Raw genomic sequence first — 20,808 nt, 5'->3', positions numbered from 1 at the left:
TAACAAACTATGGACTTTCAGTCCATAGTGGTTTATTTCGTTCAAGTTTTTTCATAGAAACTCTATTTTCAAATTATCCATATGGCCTTTTAAAAATGTAGGATAATACCTCATTTTTTAGCAATTGCAACGTGTAACCAACTACATACTTCTTGTCTTTTCTAGACGGCTTTTCATTAGTTGTAACCTATTGTGATCTAATCAAAGTATTTTTTTTAGGTGTAATGATGGCATGTATTAGGTATTTTAATTTTTGAATTAGTGCAATTAAGTTTGCACTTACTAGGGATATTTATTGAATGTGGTTTTGCTGACAAAACGTTTTATTAAAAGAAAACCCTAAGCAACACCTAGAGAAACTGCACAGAAAGCAGTTTTAATTTGCGCGTGTTTACTAATCAATTAAATTGATACTTAAAAGCAGTTCTGCTTTGAATAATTTCTACTGCCTTTTCGGGATTTACGACAAAAAGTACAGCCCCTTGAATTGGTTGGTGTAGTGTTTTGCCTTGTAAATCAATCAGATAAAATTATTTGTGAAGAAGAATGTCTTTTTTTAAAAGATAAAAAACACCATTAATTTTGTTTAAGGTATTGATTAACACGTAGTAAGGGGTGTTTTTGATTTCTATTTTAACATTGATAAAGCCTATGTATCTGTTGGTTTAGGGCTTATTTTTTGACAAATACTGTCTGTTAAGTGAGTGTTAATGTATTTTTGTTTTATTTAACTTTAATTGACTTTATTACTGATTTTTCAGGATGATTTTGTGTTAATAAAATGTATATTTTTTTAATGTTTCGAAATATTATTATATAATATTTATTGTAGTTTCCTTTTTATATTAAATTATTTGTATAAAAAATGTTTTAAAATTTTGCTTTAAGTTTTTTTTTGTTTGATTTGTGATATATTCGCCGATGTGAAGAAAATCTTAAAACTAACTTTATGAAATTAAAAAATTACTTAATTATTTTGTTGTTTGTTTTAACAAACATGGCTTGGGCGCAAAATAAGAAGGCAGTTTCAGGTGTTGTATTAGACGCTGATGGGTTGCCGCTTATTGGAGCATCCATTTTAATACAAGGAACAGACCAAGGAGCAGGAGCTGATGAGAACGGAGCGTTTTCATTAAGTGTATCTGAAGGACAGGTTTTAGAGGTTTCTTATGTGTTTTACAAAACAAAACATGTGAAGATTGGAAAGCAAAATTCATATAAGATTGTCTTAGAGAGTGATGATCAAGTCTTGGATGATGTTGTTGTAATTGCTTACGGAACTACTTCTAAAGAAGCAGTAACTGGAGCGGTAGCAATGGTAGGTTCGGAAGAAATTGCAAAGCGTTCAGCAACCAATGCTTTAGGAGCTTTAGAGGGAGCTGCATCAGGGGTTCGTGTAAATAATACATCTGGACAACCAGGAGCTGAACCAGAGATTCGCATTAGAGGTTTTTCATCGTTTTCAACTAAAAGTGGAAGTAATTCTCCATTGATAGTAGTGGATGGAGTTCCATTCTCAGGAAATCTTTCAGATATCAATCCTAATGATATTGATAGTATGTCGGTATTAAAAGATGCTTCATCTTCTACTTTATATGGTAATAGAGCATCTAATGGAGTTGTACTTGTTACTACTAAAAAAGCATCTAAAGGGACAGGGAGTTTTAATTTCAACATGAAACAAGGAGTTTATACTCGTGGAATGGAGGAATATGATCGTCTTGGACCAGATGAATTTATGGAAACAATGTGGACGGGATATAGAAATAGTTTGATTGACCCTAAGAAAGGAGTTTCTCGTGAACAAGCTTCTGCTTTAGCAAGTGAGAAATTAATTTCTGATATCTTAGGACTTAATATCTATAATGTTCCAGATACTGCCTTATTTGATGCAAATGGAAACTTAGTTCCTGAGGCTTCAATATTGGCAGGATATAAAAATGACCTTGATTGGTATAAGCCAATTGAACGTACAGGATTATATCAAGATTTAAATATGAACGGACGAGTAGCCAACGATAAAGGAGGGGCTTATTTCTCAGGTAGTTTCTTAAATAACGAAAGTTATTTTAATTCTTCTGATTACAAGCGTTTTACAGGTCGAGTGAATGCTGATTATCAAGTAAATGATTGGTTGAAAGTTGGTGCTAATATCTCAGGAGCTCACTCTGAGAAAAATGGTATTAGTGCCGATCCGGTTGATAACAATGGTTCTTATGGAAATCCATTTATGTATGGTAGAAATATTGCTCCTATTTACCCGGTGCATTTACACGACAAGTTAACAGGTGACTATGTTTATGATCTTATGGGTAATAAGGTTTATGATGAGGGAGGTGATACTCGTAAGCAATACGTAGGACGCCACGTAATTCAAGAGAATGAATTGAATCAACAATATACAGTACGCAATAATTTAAGTGGACAATTCTTTGGAGAATTTAAGTTATACGAAGGATTGACATTTAAGGTGTTAGGAGATTTAAACGTGCGTAACTCTGAAGAGAGAAAGTATGACAACGCTGTAATTGGTGATGGAAAAGGAAATATAGGTCGTTCAAGAAGAGAAATCTACAGATTTAAAACCTATACTGGCCAACAAATCCTTAATTATGAGAAGTCATTTGGGGAGCACCATATGGAAGTATTGGCTGGACATGAGAATTACAGTCAAGAAAGATCGTATTTATCAGGTAGAAAGACTAATGAGACATTCCCGGGTATGATTCAATGGGCTAATTTCTCTGAAATGAGTGCTTTAAGTGATTATGATGATACTTATAGAACAGAAGGTTACTTTACAAGAGGTAAGTATAACTATGCTAATAAGTACTTTGTTGAGGGATCATTCAGAAGAGATGGTTCATCTAAGTTTCACCCAGATAACAGATGGGGTAACTTCTGGTCAGTTGGTGGTAGTTATGTAATTAGCAATGAGAATTTCTTTAATGTTAAGTTCATTGATTATTTAAAAGTTAGAGCTTCTTATGGTGAAGTGGGTAACGATAGATCGGTTGACGATTATGCAGCTAAACCATTGTATAGTATAACATTAAATGGTGGAAGACCTGCATTGTATAAGAATCAAGTTGAAAATAAAGATTTGAAATGGGAGACTTCTTCTTCTACAAACTTTGGAGTTGACGCAAGATTGTTTAAGAGAATGAATCTAACTGTTGAGTATTTTGACAAACAATCTCAAAATCTTTTAATGGATTTACAATTGCCTTTATCAATGGGATCTTTATCTCCGACAAGTGCTAACACATATATTACAAGTAATGTGGGAAGTATTTCCAACAGAGGTATTGAGGTTTCTTTTGACGTTGATATTATCAGCAATAAAAACTGGAAGTGGAATGTAGGAGCAAACGCAACATGGTTAAAAAACAAAATCCTTACTTTACCGGAGGAGAACAGAGAAAATGGAATTGTTTCTGGTTCATTTAAACGTGTTGAAGGAAGAAGTATTTACGATTTTTGGTTGTATAAATATGCAGGTGTAGATCAAATGACAGGAGATGCTTTATATTATTTAGATACTGAGAACAATGATATTGCTGAGATTCCTGCAGAGAATATTATTGAGATCAATGGTAATTCATATACTAATTTAACAAGCTATGCTAAGAAAGGATGGTCAGGAAATGCACTACCGAAAATGGATGGAAGTGTTTTTACATCTTTAAAACACCAAGGTTTTACTTTCTCAGCTTTGTTAACTTATGGAATAGGAGGGAAGATATTAGATTATTCATATAAGAGTTTAATGACTGCATCGAGTTCGCCAGGGGCTCTTCACAAGGATATTCTTAATTCTTGGAATGGAGCGCCTGAGGGTATGACTGAATCATCTGCTAATCGACTAGATTCAAATGGAACGCCAAGAGTAGATTTTGGAACTTCAACAGAGGCTAACGCGACTTCAGACCGTTTCTTACAAGATGCATCTTATTTAGCAATTAAATCTTTGACATTAAACTACGATTTTGACAAAGACTTATTGAAATCATTAAAATTGAGATCGTTAAGTATGAATTTAAGTGTTGAGAACCTTTATACTTTTACTAAATTAAAAGGTATGAACCCGCAACAAGCATGGAACGGAATACATTACAATGGATATGTAGTGCCTCGTACAGTGATTTTTGGAATTAATGTTGGTTTCTAAAAAATATATTTATGAAAATTAGTTATTTAAAATATGCTGCCTTGGCAGCAGTTATGTCGCTTGGATCTTGTAGTAATGATTATTTAGATACAGACCCAACAAATAAGACTTCACCAGATGTAGTATTTCAGACCACTGAGAATGTAAAGATGTTAGTTAATGGTCTGGCAAAGATTATGACTGCTCAACATATTGGTTCTCAAGGGTTCAATGGAGAGGGGACTATAAAGTTATACTATGGAGAATACCCAGGTCAGAATTTCAGAGCAAACTTGAAAGGTGCGGCTGGAGATCAAGTAATGGGTAAACACTTTTTAACTTTAGATAGTAGTTACAATTACTTTCCTTGGCATTATTATTATATGTTGATTGGTAATGCAAATGACGTAATTGAAAATGTTGATTCGGCAACAGGACCAGAAAGCGATAAAAAAGACCTAAAAGCGCAGGCATTAGGTTATAGAGCATATGCCTATACTATGTTGTTGCAAATTTATGGACAGCGTTGGGTTGATAGTAACGATGGTAAGTTCCAAGCTTTGCCACTTCGTTTGACAAATAAAGAGCCTAAAGATTTAGAGTTTGCTACTATGGCAGATGTTTATGCTCAGATATATGAGGATTTAAATAATGCTAAAGCATTTTTTAGTAGTACGAATTTTGATCGTAAGACTGAGAACTTTGTTATTAATAAAGACGTGATTCACGCTATTCATGCAAGAGCAGCTCTAAATAGACAAGATTATGCTACAGCTGCACAAGAGGCTGGTTTAGCTCGTGAGAAGTATCCTTTAATGACAACCGAGGAGTATCAAAACGGTTTTGCAACGCCAAACTCTGAATGGATTTGGAGTAGTTACGGAGCTAGTACAGAGCAGTTACACTACTATTCTTACTTTGCTTATGTGGGGTATAATGCTAATACAACTCAAGTAAAATCTTACCCTAAGCGCATAGCTAAAGAATTGTATGATGTTTTGCCAGATACAGATATTAGAAAAGGATTGTTTCTTGATCCAAGACCTTATCCTTCAGACTCATATAACCACGATGATGGAATTGTTAAAAGTGCTAAGGCCCAAATGAATGTAGATGCTCGTGAGAAGTATCCTGATCTTGATGGTGCTGCAAAAGTTGCTGCTTATATGCAATTTAAGTTTAAGGCTAACGAATTGCCAGGAGTAGGTCATTTGAATCACTTTAGAGCTTCAGAAATGTTGTTAATTCAAGCCGAATCAAAATACTACTTAGGAGACGAAGCAGGGGCTAACGAATTATTAGTTGAGCTTAATACTAAGACTAACCGCGATCCAGATTACACTGTTAACAAAAATGGGAATGAATTATTCCAAGAGATTGTAAAATACAGAGGTCTTGAATTATGGGGTGAGGGATTTGATTGGTTTGATTACAAGCGTTGGAATAAGACAATTGTTCGTTTGTCAGCTGCCGAAGGTGGTAACTTCTCAACTTCATTAGCAGGTGAGATGGCGCCAGACTACGGAAATAAATGGACGTATAAAACGCCTAACAAAGAGAATGATTATAATCACGGAAATAAATAAAACAGATTGGTATTCATTCAATCTAAAAAGGACTGCTCTTTGGCAGTCCTTTTTTATTTAGTTTGTTTGATTCGTTTTTTTCTACTTTGTTTTAACAGCTGTAATCGCGTTGTACGTAAACGATCTCTTGTTTGGTTTCGAAGGTATTCGTGATGTAAAAACCAACCGCCTACACCTCCAATTAAACTACCGATGACAATATCTATAAAACGCGTTTTAATTAAGATGTTTGGTGTGGTGATAATGGGGTTAGCAGCCTCGGCAAGTAGTACCGTTAGAGCTGTTATAAAAATCACTGCAACAGCGTAGTTTCGCGAGATAAACATTTCGATAACAAACTGTAAGAACATTATACAAATACAAAAGTATAAAGGGGAGTCGGATATGGAAATTAATATCCAACACAGCGCTAAACCAATAAAAGTACCTGTAATGCGTTGAAGTGCTCTTTGCCAAACGTGATACAGAGAGATTCCTTGCATAATGGCTGCACATGAGATCGGAATCCAATAAGGATTATCGAATTTCAAAAGGTTTCCGACCATTAAAGCTATAAACATGAAACTACCGACAATTACAGCGCGAATTAGATAGTCTAATTGCTCTTTTATTGGCACTGGTTTTATGAGTTGTATTCTTTTTGTACTGTTGTATTTTTTGCCTACAATAATGCTGTAAATAAGGGCAAGGGTGCAAGCAAACATGGTTCCCATAACCACATATCCAAGTCTTGTGGGTATGGTGGCTAATTCAAAAGGCATATTACTGGACATCGAAGCTACCATGATAAAGAAGAAACTACCAGGTGGTCTTGTGTTAAAATACAGGGTTAACCAATGAACTGCTGTTGTGAATATACCAAAGGCAACAGCCGATAGGTATAGGTTAAAACTAAAGGTAATTCCGACGGCAAAGGAAAGCATGAATCCAAAGGAACAAACAAGCATGGTTACCATGCGTTGAGGTGTTGGAATATTAGAGGGAAGGTATAGAATAACAAGCCCTGCCAAACATGCTAATAGTCCAGCTTGTAAGTTGTCAAAGTACCATCCGGTTAATAGTGGGATTCCCGTTGCTAGCATAGCCATTAATGGAATATGCCATAAACGTTCACTGTGTTTGAGTTTAAATAGCGTTTTACTTTCTTGTCTTACTAAAGTGACAAAAAAATTATCTTTCATAGTCTTTTAAGTTTTTTTATTATATGTAATAATAGGGCTAGTAAGTTGCTTTGTTAGCTTAATGGTTATTACATAAAAGTAGATAAGTACAAGGATGTCGTTTTTCTGAAACAAAACAAGCACTTTGTGTAAGGTTTTACAAAAGTACGAAATGCGCAAAGAATAAGAAAACCTTTACCCAGTGAATAATTTTTTCGTTTTTTTATAATGTTTAATTAAGTTAGTACTTAAAGTGAGAGTTTACTTTAAAGCTCATTAGTGTATTGGTGTTATCAGGAATTTATCACTTAATTTATGCCAATAAAAAATCCCTATAACCTTGGGCATCGATTATAGGGAAATAACACAATTATAAAAAGTTAGTGTATGAAAAAAATTACAAAGCTTGTTTAAAGCTTTCTAAAGTTGATTCCAATTGTTGCTTTAATTGCTCATTTACAATTTGTCCATCTTTAAAGTTGTCGTGGAAACTTGGTAAAGAGAAATTAGCTTTGATATTGCCCCCAAAGTAAGGAAAGATACTTTGAGCAGCTTGCATAACTCCCATACCTGCTCTTGCACCAGGAGAGGTTGAAAGCAATAACATTGGTTTATTTTTAAATACTTGCATATCAGCTCTTGAAGCCCAATCAAAGATATTTTTAAAGGCAGTACTAAAGGTTCCATTGTGCTCAGCAAGACTGATTATGATTACATCGCTTTGTTGCATTATCTCATTAAATTTGGTAGCCTTTTCTGGGATTCCTTTATCATTTCTATCTTGTGAATATATTGGCATTTCAAAGTCGTTTAGATCCAATAGGTTGATTTGGTCTTTGTTGAATTGACTTGCTACGTTTTTTACTAATTCTAAGTTTATTGATCTTGAGCTGTTACTTGCTGCAAATGCGGTTATTTTCATTTCGATTGTTTTGTTTGTTTTTGTTAAGGCAAAGATAGGATAGGACAAGAGCTTGGATACTTAATCTACAACAAGAAATACCTTTGCTTTATGTGTAAATAAGGTATACATTTAGTCTGTTGTACAATATGGTGCATTTTATGCTTATTATTACATTGGTTTAACCCCTTAAACATTTGAAAAAAACACAGTCATGAAAATACTAAAGACCGATCAAGTGCAGTTGTTAGATAAACAAACAATTGACAATCAATATATCTCTTCTTTCAAATTGATGGAAAGAGCAGCAAGTAAAGTTGTAGAAATACTGAAGGATAGACATAAGTTGTATCACAATAGCTTTGTGATTATTTGTGGAAAAGGCAATAACGGGGGCGATGGTTTAGCTATTGCAAGATTATTAAAAGAGGCAGGAGCATTTGTAAAGGTGTATTTACATCAAAACAAGAAGTATACTCCAGATAATAGTCAGAACCAAGAAATGCTTGATGATAGAGGAATTAAAATAGAGAAGTTCTTGCCAAGCAAGCACAATATTGTTATTAAAAAAGACGATATTATCATTGATGCTCTTTTTGGAATGGGCTTAACAGAAGCAATTGATTCAGAGTGGAAACAAGTGTTTGATTTGCTAAATACTGCCGTGTGTCAAGACCGAATATCCATAGATATGCCATCAGGTATGTTTGCTGATATTGCGACTGCTAATGACTCTATTGTTTTTAAAGCGGATATGGTTTATACTTTTGGTTCGCCTAAATTAGCTTTGCTTTTGCCAGAATCTGCACAGTGGGCTAAAGACTTTACAGTAGTGGATATCAATTTAGATGAACAAACGCTTAGTTCGTTCGAAACGAAAAATTATTATTTAGATAAAGCAATAGTTAAAGAATTATTACACACTCCTACTAAGTTTGCTCATAAGGGTATATTTGGTCATAGCTTAATCATTGGGGGAAGTTATGGTAAAATTGGAGCAGTAGCATTAGCGAGTAAAGCAGCTCTTAGTATTGGTTCAGGGTTAGTAACTGCTTATTTGCCAAAATGTGGATATTCAATTTTACAGTCAACAATCAGTGAAGTGATGTGTTTAACTGATAATGAAGCTGATTATATTCGTTTATTTCCAGAAACTGATTCTTATCAAGCTATAGGTATAGGTGTAGGTTTGGGGCAAAACGCAGACACTGTAAAAGGATTTGCTGCATTTTTGAAGGATAACACAAATAAGGCAATGGTGTTTGATGCTGATGCTATAAACATTTTGGCATCAGATAATAGTTTACTTAAGTTTTTAGCTCCTGGAAGTATCTTAACTCCTCATCCAAAAGAATTAGAAAGGTTACTTGGTGGTTGGACATCAGATTTTGAAAAAATGGAGTTAGTTAAAGGTTTTACAGCTAAGCATAACGTAGTTGTAGTTGTTAAAGGAGCGCATAGTGAAATAGTTTTGCCATCTGGTGATATTTACTTTAATTCTACGGGTAATTGGGGAATGGCTACTGCAGGAACAGGTGATGTATTGACAGGTATCTTAACAGGGCTTTTAGCACAGGGGTACAATAGTGAACATACGGCACTTATTGGAGTTTATTTGCATGGTCTGGCTGGAGATTTTGTTCTTGAAGATAAACACCCTCATTGTATATTAGCCTCTGATATTATCAATAAACTTAGTTCTGCGTATAAAGAGATTCTAAATTTAGAATAAATCACATATTAAGAAATAAATCTAACGTTAAAATCGCGTTATTAACTTTTTTGTTTAAGAAAGATTTTTATTTTTGTCAACAGAGAACAATAGTAGTGGGGACTTTATTGCTTCTCAATAGCAAAAATAGCTTGTGTGATTCACGATATTATATCTTGAGTTAATCTATTTGTACAAGTTAATATAAGGCATATAATTTCGGTTATATGCCTTTTTTTGTCACAAGATGGATTGGTTGTAGGGTTGTATTTTGATAAAAAGAGTATTGAAGGTAATCTTATCTTTTCTTAAATGTTAAAATTTAATTTTATTAAGAGTAAAAATAGTATTACTTTTGCGAAGTATAATTTTTTTATAATCCTTCATTATTTGTTTGAAATTTTAAACAGTAGGATTAGAATACTTTGAGTTAATACATTGATTCCCTTGATGAGGAACTGCGAATTAGAAGTGTTTTGTAGTAAAAAAATTGGTTAGAAAAGGAAAGGTTATTAAGGAAAAAGTATGGTTTATTATTGTCCATTTAGTTAGAAACGAAAATAAACTAAGAAGAAATTATTATGAAAATAGGAATCACTTTTAGTGCATTTGATTTATTGCACGCAGGTCATGTAAAGATGTTAGAAGATGCTAAACGTCAATGTGATTACTTGATCGTTGGTTTGCAAACAGATCCAACACTTGATCGTCCAGAGAAAAACAAACCTACACAAACTGTTGTTGAAAGATACATTCAGTTAAAAGGTTGTAAGTTTGTAGATGAGATTGTTCCTTATGCAACAGAACAAGACTTAGAAGATATATTGCGTTCTTTTAAGATTGATGTTAGAATCTTAGGAGATGAGTATAAAGATAAGAACTTTACAGGTAGAGTTTACTGTGAAGAAAAAGGGATAGAGCTTTATTACAATTGTAGAGATCACCGTTTTTCAAGTAGTTCATTGCGCCGTGAAGTAGCTGAAAAAGAGAATAGTAAAGTGGTTAAATTAGGTTAATAGCCCTTGATAAGATATACAAAGCACAACAAGAGATTGTTGTGCTTTTTTTATTAATAGAACTTTTCTTTAAACTTTTTAGCTAAAGGTTAAAAAGATTAACTTGCAGGTTTAAATCTAAAATGGTTTGTAGATGTATAAGATTCAAAAGATATGTTGCATAGGTGCAGGCTATGTTGGTGGACCAACTATGTCTGTTATTGCGCAAAAGAATCCCCATATTCAAGTTACTGTGGTTGATGTTAATCAGCAAAGAATAAATGCGTGGAATAGTCAAAATATGGATGAACTTCCAATTTACGAGCCAGGACTTGGAGAAATAGTTTCACAAGTTAGAGGTCGTAATCTTTTTTTTGATACAGATGTTGATCGAGCTATAGAAGAGGCAGATATGATTTTTATTTCTGTTAATACCCCGACTAAAACTTATGGAAAAGGTAAGGGGATGGCTGCAGACCTTAAATATATTGAATTATGTGCAAGACAAATAGCACGTGTTTCTAAATCAAGTAAAATTGTTGTTGAAAAATCCACATTACCTGTTCGCACGGCTCAAGCCATCAAGCGCATCTTAGATCAAACCGGAAATGGTGTAGAGTTTCAGATATTGTCTAACCCTGAGTTTTTAGCAGAAGGAACAGCTATTAAAGACCTTTTAGAGCCTGATCGCGTGCTTATAGGTGGAGCTGAAACAGAAAGAGGTAATGAGGCTATAGAAGCACTTGCTTCGCTTTATAGAGCTTGGGTACCAAGTGATAGGATTTTAGCAACGAATGTGTGGTCATCAGAATTGTCGAAGTTAACAGCAAACGCTTTTTTAGCACAAAGAGTTTCTTCCATCAATGCTATTTCTGAATTGTGTGAGGTATCTGGAGCTAATGTAAATGAGGTCGCTAGAGCTATCGGTACTGACACTCGAATTGGCAATAGATTTTTAAAAGCTTCTGTTGGATTTGGAGGTTCGTGCTTTCAGAAGGATATTTTAAATTTAGTCTATATCGCTCAATCTTATGGTTTGGATGAAGTTGCCCAGTATTGGGAGCAAGTCATTATAATGAATGATCATCAAAAAAAGAGATTTTCTGAAAAAATTGTCACGACTTTATTTAATACAGTTAGTGACAAGAAGATTGCTTTTTTGGGATGGGCATTTAAGAAAGATACTAATGATACCAGGGAATCTGCCGCTATTTATATAGCTAACGAGTTAATAGAGGAACAAGCAAGTGTACACGTGTACGATCCAAAGGTGACACAGATGCAAATGTTGGCTGATTTGGACTATCTTAATGTGCGCTCATGTGATATAAATTCCGAGCGGTTAATAGCCCATCAAGAGGCTTATAGTGCAATTGAAGGAGCGCATGCGATTGCAGTTTTAACCGAGTGGGATGAGTTTGTTTGTTTGGATTGGAAAAGGATTTATCAGCAGATGCAAAAGCCTGCTTTTGTCTTTGATGGTCGAGGTATATTAGATCAAAAAGAATTAGAAAATATTGGTTTTGAAGTTTATACCATTGGTATTGGTTAAACTTGCGATAGTTATAAGTAAAAAGGCACCATTGTAAAGTGGTGCCTTTTTGTGTAAAGTTAGTAAGGAATTAAAATGTTAGGTTAGTTTATACTTACAAAACATTTTAAGAAGAGAGATATCTCTGATTATCTCAGTTTTCTAATTAAAAGATTAAAGATTAATTACATAATACTTTTTATTTCTCTTTATAAATGGAATAGGGGACATATTCTTAATAATCTTTTTAATTTGGAAGTTGTCCATGATTAGTTTCAGATGTAGTTCAGAATGTAATTCTTCCAAATAAAGAGAACGTTGGCCTTTTAATTTAGCTTGATCAATTTGGTCTTGCAATCTTTCATACTCAGAGTGTATGTTGAACTCAATTGCATTCTTTACAGATACAATTTTCATCGTTAAATAGGTGTTTGTTGTTATCTCAAATATAGCCAAAGGTAAATTGAAAAAGACCTTGTTCACTCAAGAAATTGTGCGTTCACCATTTTTAACAATAATATCATAATTGTTATTTTTAATCACAAAATGAGATTTATATGTGTTATTTTGTATGAAATTAGATAAATAATTATTGTATTTTTTTATTTATCTTAATAGTTCTTATGAATGTTAAAATTTATAGGTATTCGCAATTGACTAGTAAATTTTTAAAGCTGTTGTGCAAAAAAAAATAGCTACCAATTCTGGTAGCTATCATTTTGTAATTTACTCTATCTCTATTAGATAGGATAGAATTAGGGGGCTTTTATAGAATAGCTTTTATAAACGTATTTAATTCAAATAATAAGGTGTAAAGCGAAATTAAGATGATGTTATAGTGTTTATAAAAAGATCGATACTATTCTAAGATACATGTTCCATAGGAAAACGAATAGCGTAGTACTTTTTAGGTCTCCTGAGGAAAGAAAATAAAGTAGTTTTTTTAATAAACTTCTTAATCACATAGTTTTGTTTAATTAGATACATGTGATTCTGGTAAGAAAGAGTGTCTAAATAGATCACTTGTTCTCCTTTTTTCTTTGCTTTCTCTATTAATTGCTCAATTTCAGTAAGCTCTTTTAGCATACTGAAATCATCAATAGGGGTTTTGACTGAAACAATTTGCATATTATATTTATTTGTTAATAAGGTGTTTTTACAAATGTATAATAAATAGTATCAGTTAGTGAATATTAATCATTGTATTTGTGTTAAGTTTGAATTATTATTTGTTTTGCAGTTTTTTGACTATTTAACAAAACATTAAGAACTGTTTTTTGTTAAATAGACATATGTTTTTTGTTTTTTTATATATTTAATTTTAAATTTTCTATTTTTATCTTTATTTTATTGATTGTTTAATAAGATATATTGGTTAAATTCTGAAAGATATTCGGTATTAATACTGGCTTAATATATAATTCGCAAAATGATGTATAGATGTTGATCCTATTCCCTTTTTATATATATGTTTGGTTAACGTTAGTGCTTGATTAATAAGATAGTAATGGTAGCAGGTTTTCAGTGTGTTTTCTTTTGAAAGGTTTGGGGTAAACTATCATTTTGTATAATTCTTAGATTAATTTGAGTTTATCCTATTTGTAGCTTTTTTTGAAGTTTTACTTTGATATGTTTGGAATAATTAGTTGTTGCTTTACAGGTTTAAAAGCAAGTGAATATTTGAACCTTCTTAATTTTAATGGCGAGTTGGCTCAAGCTAAGACTTGTGTTAATTAGTTTATAGTAGTGAAGAGTTGATACTATTTATTTAAAACTATATTTTTAAAAATACGATATTGGGTAAAAAAAAACCAGTTATTGATTTTAATAACTGGTTTTATAATTCTTGAAATCTCCATCTTGTTGCATTAGGTTGGACCTTTTAATAGAAAGAGATACTATAAACACAAAATAATTAAGTATCTATGTTGTAAAGCAAAATTTAAAAATGAATATATGATTGTTTATAGTTGTTTAAATCTATTATTTGTATCACTTGGAAAACTGATAACATAATACTTTATTGGTTTTCTTATGAAGGAAAATATAGATGCTTTTTTTATGAATTTTCTAATTGCATAACGTTGTTTTATTAAATACAAGTGATTGTGATAACACAGACTTCTTACATAGACTGTCTGTTGGCCATTGCACTTTGCTTTTTCAATTAAATATTGTATTTCGGTAAGTTCTTGTTGCATGCCGAAATAATCAACTGGTTTTCTAACGGATACAATTTGCATAATAAAATGTTTTACTAAGATGTTGTGACAAATATAGTTATTATAGGGTATTTATTGTGTTATGTGTATATTTTTATATTAATTTTTGATTTGATGTTTATGTATTGATGTATTTGTTGAGTATTATTTTTTTTGTTAGTTTATTTTTATGTTATAAATGTATTTAGTTAATTTTTATAAAATAAAAATTGTAATGTTTATGCATGTTTTAGAAGTTTAGGTTATAATTTGTAAATATGTTATTCTTTTAAGGTTTATGTTGGAGCTTAAAACTGTTTATTTATTCATAAAAATCATTATTCCTATTATGTGAATTTTATTTGAGAATCCATACTTGTTTTGATAATATAATCGCTTTATAAATTATCCAAATTTTGACTAAGTGTTTTGGTAGTTCAGTCTTATATATTTATAGAATAAGTAAAGCATTTTTTGTATTTTTTAAGTAGTCTTGTTAGTGAATTATCTTATTTTACAACTTTTCCTGTTTAGTTTACTATAAAAAAATAAAGTTTATTCTTATCTTTATACAAACATTACAATCGCATACTATGAAAAAAATATTATTCCCAACAGATTTTTCTGATACAGCTAATAACGCGTTAGTTTACGCTTTGAGAATGGCAGAAAATCAGAATGCTACTCTATTTGTTCTACATGCTTATGAAATGCCTGTGATTTCAGCTACTGCTAATCCAGTTATGGTTCAGGACGTTTATAAAACAATTGAGTTAAGCAACTTTGAAAACTTTAAAGATCAAGTACCACAAATCAGAGATATTGCTAAGAAGCACAATTTAGATCATGTTCCTATGCACTTTATCTTAGAAGAAGGTTTCTTGAACACGATTTTGAAAAAACGCGTAAAAGAAGAGAAGATTGATTTAGTAGTTATGGGTACTAATGGTAACTCTGGATTAGACAAGAAATTGCTTGGTTCAAATACAGCTAATGCAATTAGCTCTTTAGATATTCCAGTTTTGAGTATCCCACATGACGCTATTTTTGATGGAGTTGATTCTATTGCTTTCTCTACACTTTTTAAGACACAAGATAAAGCTATTTTAGATAAGTTAATTCCAATTGCTAAGGGATTTGGAGCTACAGTTAAATGCGTTCACGTTTCTACTACTAAGAACAAAATAGATCCTGCAGTTGTCAAAAGTTGGGAAGAAAACTACAAAGGTGAACCAGTTAAGTTTTTCGTTGTAGAGTCTAACGATATTGAGAAAGCAATTTTTGATTTCTTAGATGAGGAAAACATTGACTTATTAGTTTCTATTACTCGTAGTAGAAATTTCTTTGAGAAATTATTTACAAGTAGTATGACTAAGAAATTAAGTTATCACAATTACGTTCCTGTTCTTGCATTCCACGAAGAATAAGTACATGAATTATTTATATAGTGAAAGAGCTATACTTATTTAAAGTATAGCTCTTTTTGCTTGTATAGAATTGTCAGCTAATTACTTTGCAGTACTCTTGAACTTTAAAGTTTTTATTAGCTTTTTGACTTAGAAAGCACTCTTTAGGGGAGAAGTACTTCCTGTATATATAAAAAGTGTATTATTTATAGATCTAATTGTTGTTAACTGATGGGTGCTTTAATCTGTTTTTGAATACAAACAATAGAATAACAAAAAACACTAGATAAGCAATATTGAAAGCTGCAGCCATTAACCATCCTCTTAGTTCAGATTGAGGAAGAATAAACTTAATAGGTAATTGATAAATGGCAATAAATACAGGTGAGATTAACCCTGCCCATTTAGGAAGTCTTGTTTTTCCTGTAAAAACTAAGATAGAATAGCATAACCATGCCAGTAGCAGAATTACAATTGCTGTTGCCCAAGTAATGTATGTAACTGTCATAAAATTATTGGCCATTTCTAACAAATATGGATGGGCAATTGGATCGGTGTGATAAATAGCTTTGAATATCTCACCAGTGTAGAAGAAAACACCATGCCCCAGAGGCATTAAAACTACACTGATAATAAGTAGAAAATAGGTTGCCCAAACGTACCATTTGTTTTTATCAATAATATATTGGCAAGCTAACCATACACCAGGTAGAAACAAAGTGGCTGTCATCGAGGCAATCAGTGCACCAAACATCAGACGAGAGCTTGAGCCCTCAAGCATTAGAGTGGCAAAACCTACATCTACTTGATCTGCATAAGTTTGTGCAAATAAGGGATAATCTTCTGGATTTACATCAAATCCCGCCACGAACATATCTCCTATAATCCAGCAAATTGATGCCAGGATAGCTGAGATAAATGACCACTTTACTTTTGTTGAATACGTCATACTTAATTTGTTGAGTTTTTATTAATTGTTTTATTTAGAACTATTCTTAATTATTAAATATCTTTGTGCAAATATAACAGACTACTTGAACCAAGCATGTTGGTTATACGGAGTGTAATGTCCGTCATACGGATTTTTAAAAAACAATAATGAATTTAAGAGTTTATGACAACAGTCAAGGACTAATGTTATTTGAGAAACATTATCCTGACTGGTTTGCAAGTTTTAAAGACGGTATCGAAGTCAAGCAAAGTACTATGAACTCTGCTTTGGCTAAAGGGGATACTATGGAGATTTTTCTTGAGGGTATCCATATTACATTTGGAGATACCTTTTTTAAGAAACCAATTGTTGTTGAGTTTGAAAGTAATTTTGAAACGATTGAAATGCACTTTGCCTTAAAGGGATCTAACCTTGCAAGAACAAGTAATATCAGTAGTGATATAGCTTTTAAAGCTAATCAGCACAATATTCTTTACGGAAATAGAATAAGTGGCAAAATGGATTGGAGCAGTGAGTATTTTGAAACTTGTGAGATAAATATTGCTCCTGTTTTTTTTGAGAAGTTCTTACCTGATACTCATGGCGTTTTTGATCATTTTAGAAACTTATTATCCAAAGGTCAATCTGGGTTGTTTAGCGAGTCTCATCGTATAATAACCCCAGATATGTACGATATTATTCATCAGATAAAATACTGTCAAAGAAAGGGAACCTTTAAACGCATGTTTATCGAATCAAAGGTACTTGAGCTTTTATTGCTTCAACTTGAACAGTTTACCACAGATACACCATCGTTGGGGTATTCACTTAGAAAAGCAGATATCGATAAACTACACGCTGTTAGAGATTATATCACCTCACATTTAGATTCATCAGCTACTTTACTTGAGTTAGCTCACCGTGTTGGAACTAATGATTTTTTACTTAAAAAAGGATTTAAAGAGCTTTTCGGAACTACTGTTTTTGGCTATTGGAACGATGTAAAGATGCAGAAAGCTAATCGTTTATTAAATCAAGGTGACTATTCGATAGCTGAGATAGCTCACATGGTAGGATATAGTAATGCAAGACATTTTTCAACTGCTTTTAAGCGAAAATACGGTATTGTACCTAGTCAAATTAAAAATAGAGTATAAGTTGTATTTTCAACAAAAAAATCCATTGATTTACTAAAGTAATAGAATTAATCACTACAGTTTATTTAAATTGTGAGGGCAAAATGCCAAAGTGTTTTTTAAAGGCATTACTAAAGTGATGACTGTGTTTATAACCAACTTTTTCTGCGATTTGATACACACTTAGGGTATTTTCTTTTATTAACTCAGCAGCTATATTCATTCGAAGATCGTGTAAGTATTTAAAAATTGATGTATCAAATAGTAGTTTAAATCCTGCTTTAAGCTTTGTTTGATTAATTCCTACCATTAAAGCTAATTGTTTTATGGTAAAATCTTGTTCGTAATATTGCTCTATGTATTGTCTGACATAGTGAATTGCTTGTTTGTCTTTTTCAAGTAAATGGGGTGTTGATTTGTTTTGCCAAAGTAACCAGTTGTTGTATTGTTGTAAGTGTATCTCAATAATTTTAGCCTCTGTGAAATGTTCTGCCAATTTTCCTTGATAAGGGTGAGTGGTTAGGGAGTTTAGGCTTTTTACTAAATTATAATCAATTGGTAAGTGGATGCGGGCATTAGTAGGGTTGAAAAGACTCTCGAGATAGTTATCTTCACCTTCAAATAAAGCATAAAAGAAATCCTTAGATACGGATGTCTCTATAAAGACTCCTTCTTTATTTTGATTGGTGTGCATTATATGCTGATAATCTGTAGCTTGTTCAACAAATAATACTGAACTTCGTTGGGCTATATCTAAATTTGAGTGATTTAGTGTTGTACTACTACCTATTAGACAATTGCAAGTTAGTACACTTTGTTTGTTTGATACTACTGTATGTTTGAATGGTTTTTCAGCATAGTACTTTCCGTATTTGATATAGAAATCATCACTGCATAGCTTTGCGATATCCATCTTTATCCCTTGGGCTTTAATTTGCTGTTTTGTTAATGTAATATTAGTAGTATTCAAAATCAAGTTTATTTGTTTAATCTGGTGTAAAGTTACTTAATTATAATGGTTTTAAATAACGTAGTGTTAAAAGTTAGTTGTGAGCACTTGTTTTTTAGTACTAAAATAATTCAATGACTAATGGTATTGAATTTTGATTTAAAAAGCATCTTAAATGAAACACTTTAGCGGTAGTGTAAATGTAAATTTGCTTTAAAATCAAGTCAAATGAAATTAAATATTATAATCACATTCTTATTGTGTTATTTTCCAATAATTGTATCAGGACAAACTAAAGTGAGAATAGGTGTATTTGTTTATCCAGAGATGGAGTTACAAGATTTTGCAGGACCAACTGATGTGTTTATCAAAGCCAACCGTTTAACAGATAAACAATATCAGATTTATTTATTTTCCCAAGATGGTAATCAAATAAAGACTGAGCAAGGACTTGTCTGTATCACTCCTTCGTATAGTTTTGATAATTTGCCTTTAGTTGACTTAATTCTACTGCCAGGGGCACCCTCTGATGCAGTAAAGGCATTGTCAGAACAAGTTCAAATCAAGCAGTTTTTGATTCAAAAAAAACAAGAAGGCGTAAAATTAGCTTCTGTTTGTACTGGTGCTTATTTATTAGGCTATGCTGGTCTTTTAGACAACAGAAAGTTTACCACACATTTCATGCAGGCAAACAATATGCAAGATCAGTTTGTAAAAGCAGTACTTGTAAAAGATGTGCGCTTGGTGGATTCACAAGAGGTTCTTACGGCATCGGGAATTACCTCTGGCATTGATCTATCACTTTATTTAGTAGAAAAATACAGTGGAAAACCCATACAAGAGAAGATCGCAAAGATGATGCAGTATCAGTATAGTGTGAATCAAGAATGGCCAAAAATATAAAATTCATCCTTATCAAGGATTCTGCAATGAAAGAGTTATTTGTTTTATAGGTGATCCGTTTTTGCAGATTCCCAACCGATAATAGCCGTTTTTCTACTTGGTCCCCATCTATATCCGCCAAATATACCAGAGGCTTGTATAACTCTGTGGCAGGGGATAAGCAGTGCGATAGGGTTACTGCCAATTGCTGTACCTACAGCTCTTGAGGCAGAAGGATTACCTATTTCTTTTGCTATTTGCCCATAAGTAGATAATCTACCCATGGGTATTTGTAAAAGCGCCTCCCATACTTTGAGCTGAAAGTCAGTCCCTTTTAAGTGAAGTTTGATTTTGTTTACCTGTGACCAATCGTTTTGAAAAACCCCTAATACTTGTTTGTGATAGTCTGTTTCTTGTTGAGTATAATGAGCATTGGCAAAGCGCATTTGAAGGTTGTCAATAGCCTGTGATTGATCATCCTCAAAGGCTATATAACAAATGCCTTTTGATGTAGAAGCAATGATAATGCTCCCAAAAATACTATTGTAAAAAGCATAGCTGATTTGAAGGTTTTTACCAGCATTTTTGTATTCTGCCGGTGTCATCCCTTCTATATTGACAAACATATCGTGTAGGCGACTACTACTTGATAGACCAGTTTGATAGGTGGTATCAAATAGTGTAGCCTCTGGCTCTGATAGTAGTGTTTTAGCGTGGTTTAAACTGATGTATTGGATAAACTTTTTAGGGCTAATCCCAACCCAATTATCAAAGATACGCTGAAAATGGGAAGGACTTAAGTGCACGTGATTTGCTACTTGCTCTAAAGATGGCTGTTTGGCAAAATTGTCCTTTAAGTAAATAATTGCTTGTTCTATCCTTTTGTAGTTTATATGCTCTTGGGTCTGCATTTTTATTCAGATTAGGTCATTACAAAGGTGAAAATGTTTTTATAAATAAAAAATCCAATTCTTGCTAATGTTTAAAAAAAAGAGAGATACAAAAATTGGTGTATCTCTCTAGTGTTAATAAAGGCGAAGTCTCAAATTATGTTGTTTGTTGTTGTAACTTCTTGTAATTTAAAAATAATTTGCTGTTGTTAAACAAGTCAAATCAGCTATGAAAAAAACTCTGATATAAATATAATTAATTTTTAACATATTGATTTGTGGTTGTTTGTTAGTTGATTGAATTAGGTGCTTATTATTTGATTTGTTTACAACAATAATCTAAAAGAGGGTGTCCCAAAAGGTCACCCTCTTTTGTATT

15 protein-coding genes are annotated in these 20,808 nt (G+C 32.5%); 8 read left to right on the top strand and 7 right to left on the bottom strand.

Features of this window, described 5'->3' with window-relative positions; all coding sequences use genetic code 11:
* Positions 1-949: 949 nt before the first annotated feature.
* Both GJV76_RS13190 and GJV76_RS13185 read left to right on the top strand, forming a co-directional pair.
* Positions 950-4,171: a SusC/RagA family TonB-linked outer membrane protein gene (locus GJV76_RS13190; protein ID WP_155093081.1), complete on the top strand. Its 3,222-nt coding sequence runs from the start codon at positions 950-952 to the stop codon at positions 4,169-4,171.
* An 11-nt stretch (positions 4,172-4,182) separates the two neighbouring features.
* On the top strand, positions 4,183-5,736 hold the full coding sequence (locus GJV76_RS13185) for a RagB/SusD family nutrient uptake outer membrane protein (RefSeq protein WP_155093080.1): 1,554 nt from the start codon (positions 4,183-4,185) through the stop codon (positions 5,734-5,736).
* A 53-nt stretch (positions 5,737-5,789) separates the two neighbouring features.
* Here the strand turns inward: GJV76_RS13185 and GJV76_RS13180 are convergent, their stop codons facing one another.
* Together GJV76_RS13180 and GJV76_RS13175 are read right to left on the bottom strand one after the other, a co-directional pair.
* Positions 5,790-6,917, bottom strand: coding sequence for an FUSC family protein (locus GJV76_RS13180; protein WP_155093079.1), 1,128 nt, complete (start codon positions 6,915-6,917; stop codon positions 5,790-5,792).
* 376 nt (positions 6,918-7,293) lie between these two features.
* Entirely contained in the window at positions 7,294-7,818 is a 525-nt protein-coding gene (locus tag GJV76_RS13175; RefSeq protein ID WP_155093078.1) for an NADPH-dependent FMN reductase, read from the bottom strand.
* A 193-nt stretch (positions 7,819-8,011) separates the two neighbouring features.
* Between GJV76_RS13175 and GJV76_RS13170 the strand changes: the two genes are divergently transcribed.
* The 3 genes from GJV76_RS13170 (at position 8,012) to GJV76_RS13160 (ending at position 12,055) form a co-directional block, all read left to right on the top strand.
* The gene (locus GJV76_RS13170) at positions 8,012-9,529 is read left to right on the top strand and encodes an NAD(P)H-hydrate dehydratase (RefSeq protein ID WP_155093077.1); all 1,518 of its coding nucleotides are present in this window, start codon (positions 8,012-8,014) and stop codon (positions 9,527-9,529) included.
* Between the two features lie 560 nt (positions 9,530-10,089).
* Positions 10,090-10,524 carry an adenylyltransferase/cytidyltransferase family protein gene (locus GJV76_RS13165; protein ID WP_155093076.1) on the top strand — a complete coding sequence of 145 codons (435 nt, stop codon included), beginning with the start codon at positions 10,090-10,092 and terminating at the stop codon, positions 10,522-10,524.
* Between the two features lie 133 nt (positions 10,525-10,657).
* Complete coding sequence (locus GJV76_RS13160; protein ID WP_155093075.1) at positions 10,658-12,055, top strand: UDP-glucose 6-dehydrogenase; 1,398 nt, start codon at positions 10,658-10,660, stop codon at positions 12,053-12,055.
* A gap of 153 nt (positions 12,056-12,208) precedes the next feature.
* Here GJV76_RS13160 and GJV76_RS13155 read toward each other — a convergent pair whose 3' ends face one another.
* Together GJV76_RS13155 and GJV76_RS13150 are read right to left on the bottom strand one after the other, a co-directional pair.
* Positions 12,209-12,451 carry a hypothetical protein gene (locus GJV76_RS13155; protein ID WP_155093074.1) on the bottom strand — a complete coding sequence of 81 codons (243 nt, stop codon included), beginning with the start codon at positions 12,449-12,451 and terminating at the stop codon, positions 12,209-12,211.
* A 447-nt stretch (positions 12,452-12,898) separates the two neighbouring features.
* Entirely contained in the window at positions 12,899-13,162 is a 264-nt protein-coding gene (locus tag GJV76_RS13150) for a hypothetical protein (protein ID WP_155093073.1), read from the bottom strand.
* Positions 13,163-14,828: 1,666 nt separating this feature from the next.
* On the opposite strand from GJV76_RS13150, the gene GJV76_RS13145 reads away from it, so the two are divergent.
* Positions 14,829-15,662 carry a universal stress protein gene (locus tag GJV76_RS13145; RefSeq protein WP_155093072.1) on the top strand — a complete coding sequence of 278 codons (834 nt, stop codon included), beginning with the start codon at positions 14,829-14,831 and terminating at the stop codon, positions 15,660-15,662.
* Between the two features lie 193 nt (positions 15,663-15,855).
* Here GJV76_RS13145 and GJV76_RS13140 read toward each other — a convergent pair whose 3' ends face one another.
* Positions 15,856-16,590, bottom strand: a complete 735-nt coding sequence (locus GJV76_RS13140; RefSeq protein ID WP_155093071.1) for a DUF6796 family protein — start codon at positions 16,588-16,590, stop codon at positions 15,856-15,858.
* Positions 16,591-16,739: 149 nt separating this feature from the next.
* Between GJV76_RS13140 and GJV76_RS13135 the strand changes: the two genes are divergently transcribed.
* The gene (locus tag GJV76_RS13135) at positions 16,740-17,729 is read left to right on the top strand and encodes a helix-turn-helix transcriptional regulator (RefSeq protein ID WP_155093070.1); all 990 of its coding nucleotides are present in this window, start codon (positions 16,740-16,742) and stop codon (positions 17,727-17,729) included.
* Between the two features lie 61 nt (positions 17,730-17,790).
* On the opposite strand, the gene GJV76_RS13130 is transcribed toward GJV76_RS13135, so the two are convergent.
* Positions 17,791-18,678 (bottom strand): helix-turn-helix transcriptional regulator, encoded by an 888-nt coding sequence (locus tag GJV76_RS13130; protein ID WP_155093069.1) that lies wholly within the window; start codon positions 18,676-18,678, stop codon positions 17,791-17,793.
* Between the two features lie 207 nt (positions 18,679-18,885).
* Here GJV76_RS13130 and GJV76_RS13125 point away from each other — a divergent pair, with 207 nt between their 5' ends.
* Positions 18,886-19,560, top strand: coding sequence for a DJ-1/PfpI family protein (locus tag GJV76_RS13125; RefSeq protein WP_155093068.1), 675 nt, complete (start codon positions 18,886-18,888; stop codon positions 19,558-19,560).
* A gap of 44 nt (positions 19,561-19,604) precedes the next feature.
* Here the strand turns inward: GJV76_RS13125 and GJV76_RS13120 are convergent, their stop codons facing one another.
* Positions 19,605-20,450, bottom strand: a complete 846-nt coding sequence (locus GJV76_RS13120; protein WP_155093067.1) for a methylated-DNA--[protein]-cysteine S-methyltransferase — start codon at positions 20,448-20,450, stop codon at positions 19,605-19,607.
* Positions 20,451-20,808: the final 358 nt, after the last annotated feature.

It is taken from the genome of Myroides albus, from assembly GCF_009711045.1.
Lineage (GTDB): Bacteria > Bacteroidota > Bacteroidia > Flavobacteriales > Flavobacteriaceae > Flavobacterium > Flavobacterium album_A.
This window is presented reverse-complemented; position numbering and strand designations above follow the sequence as displayed.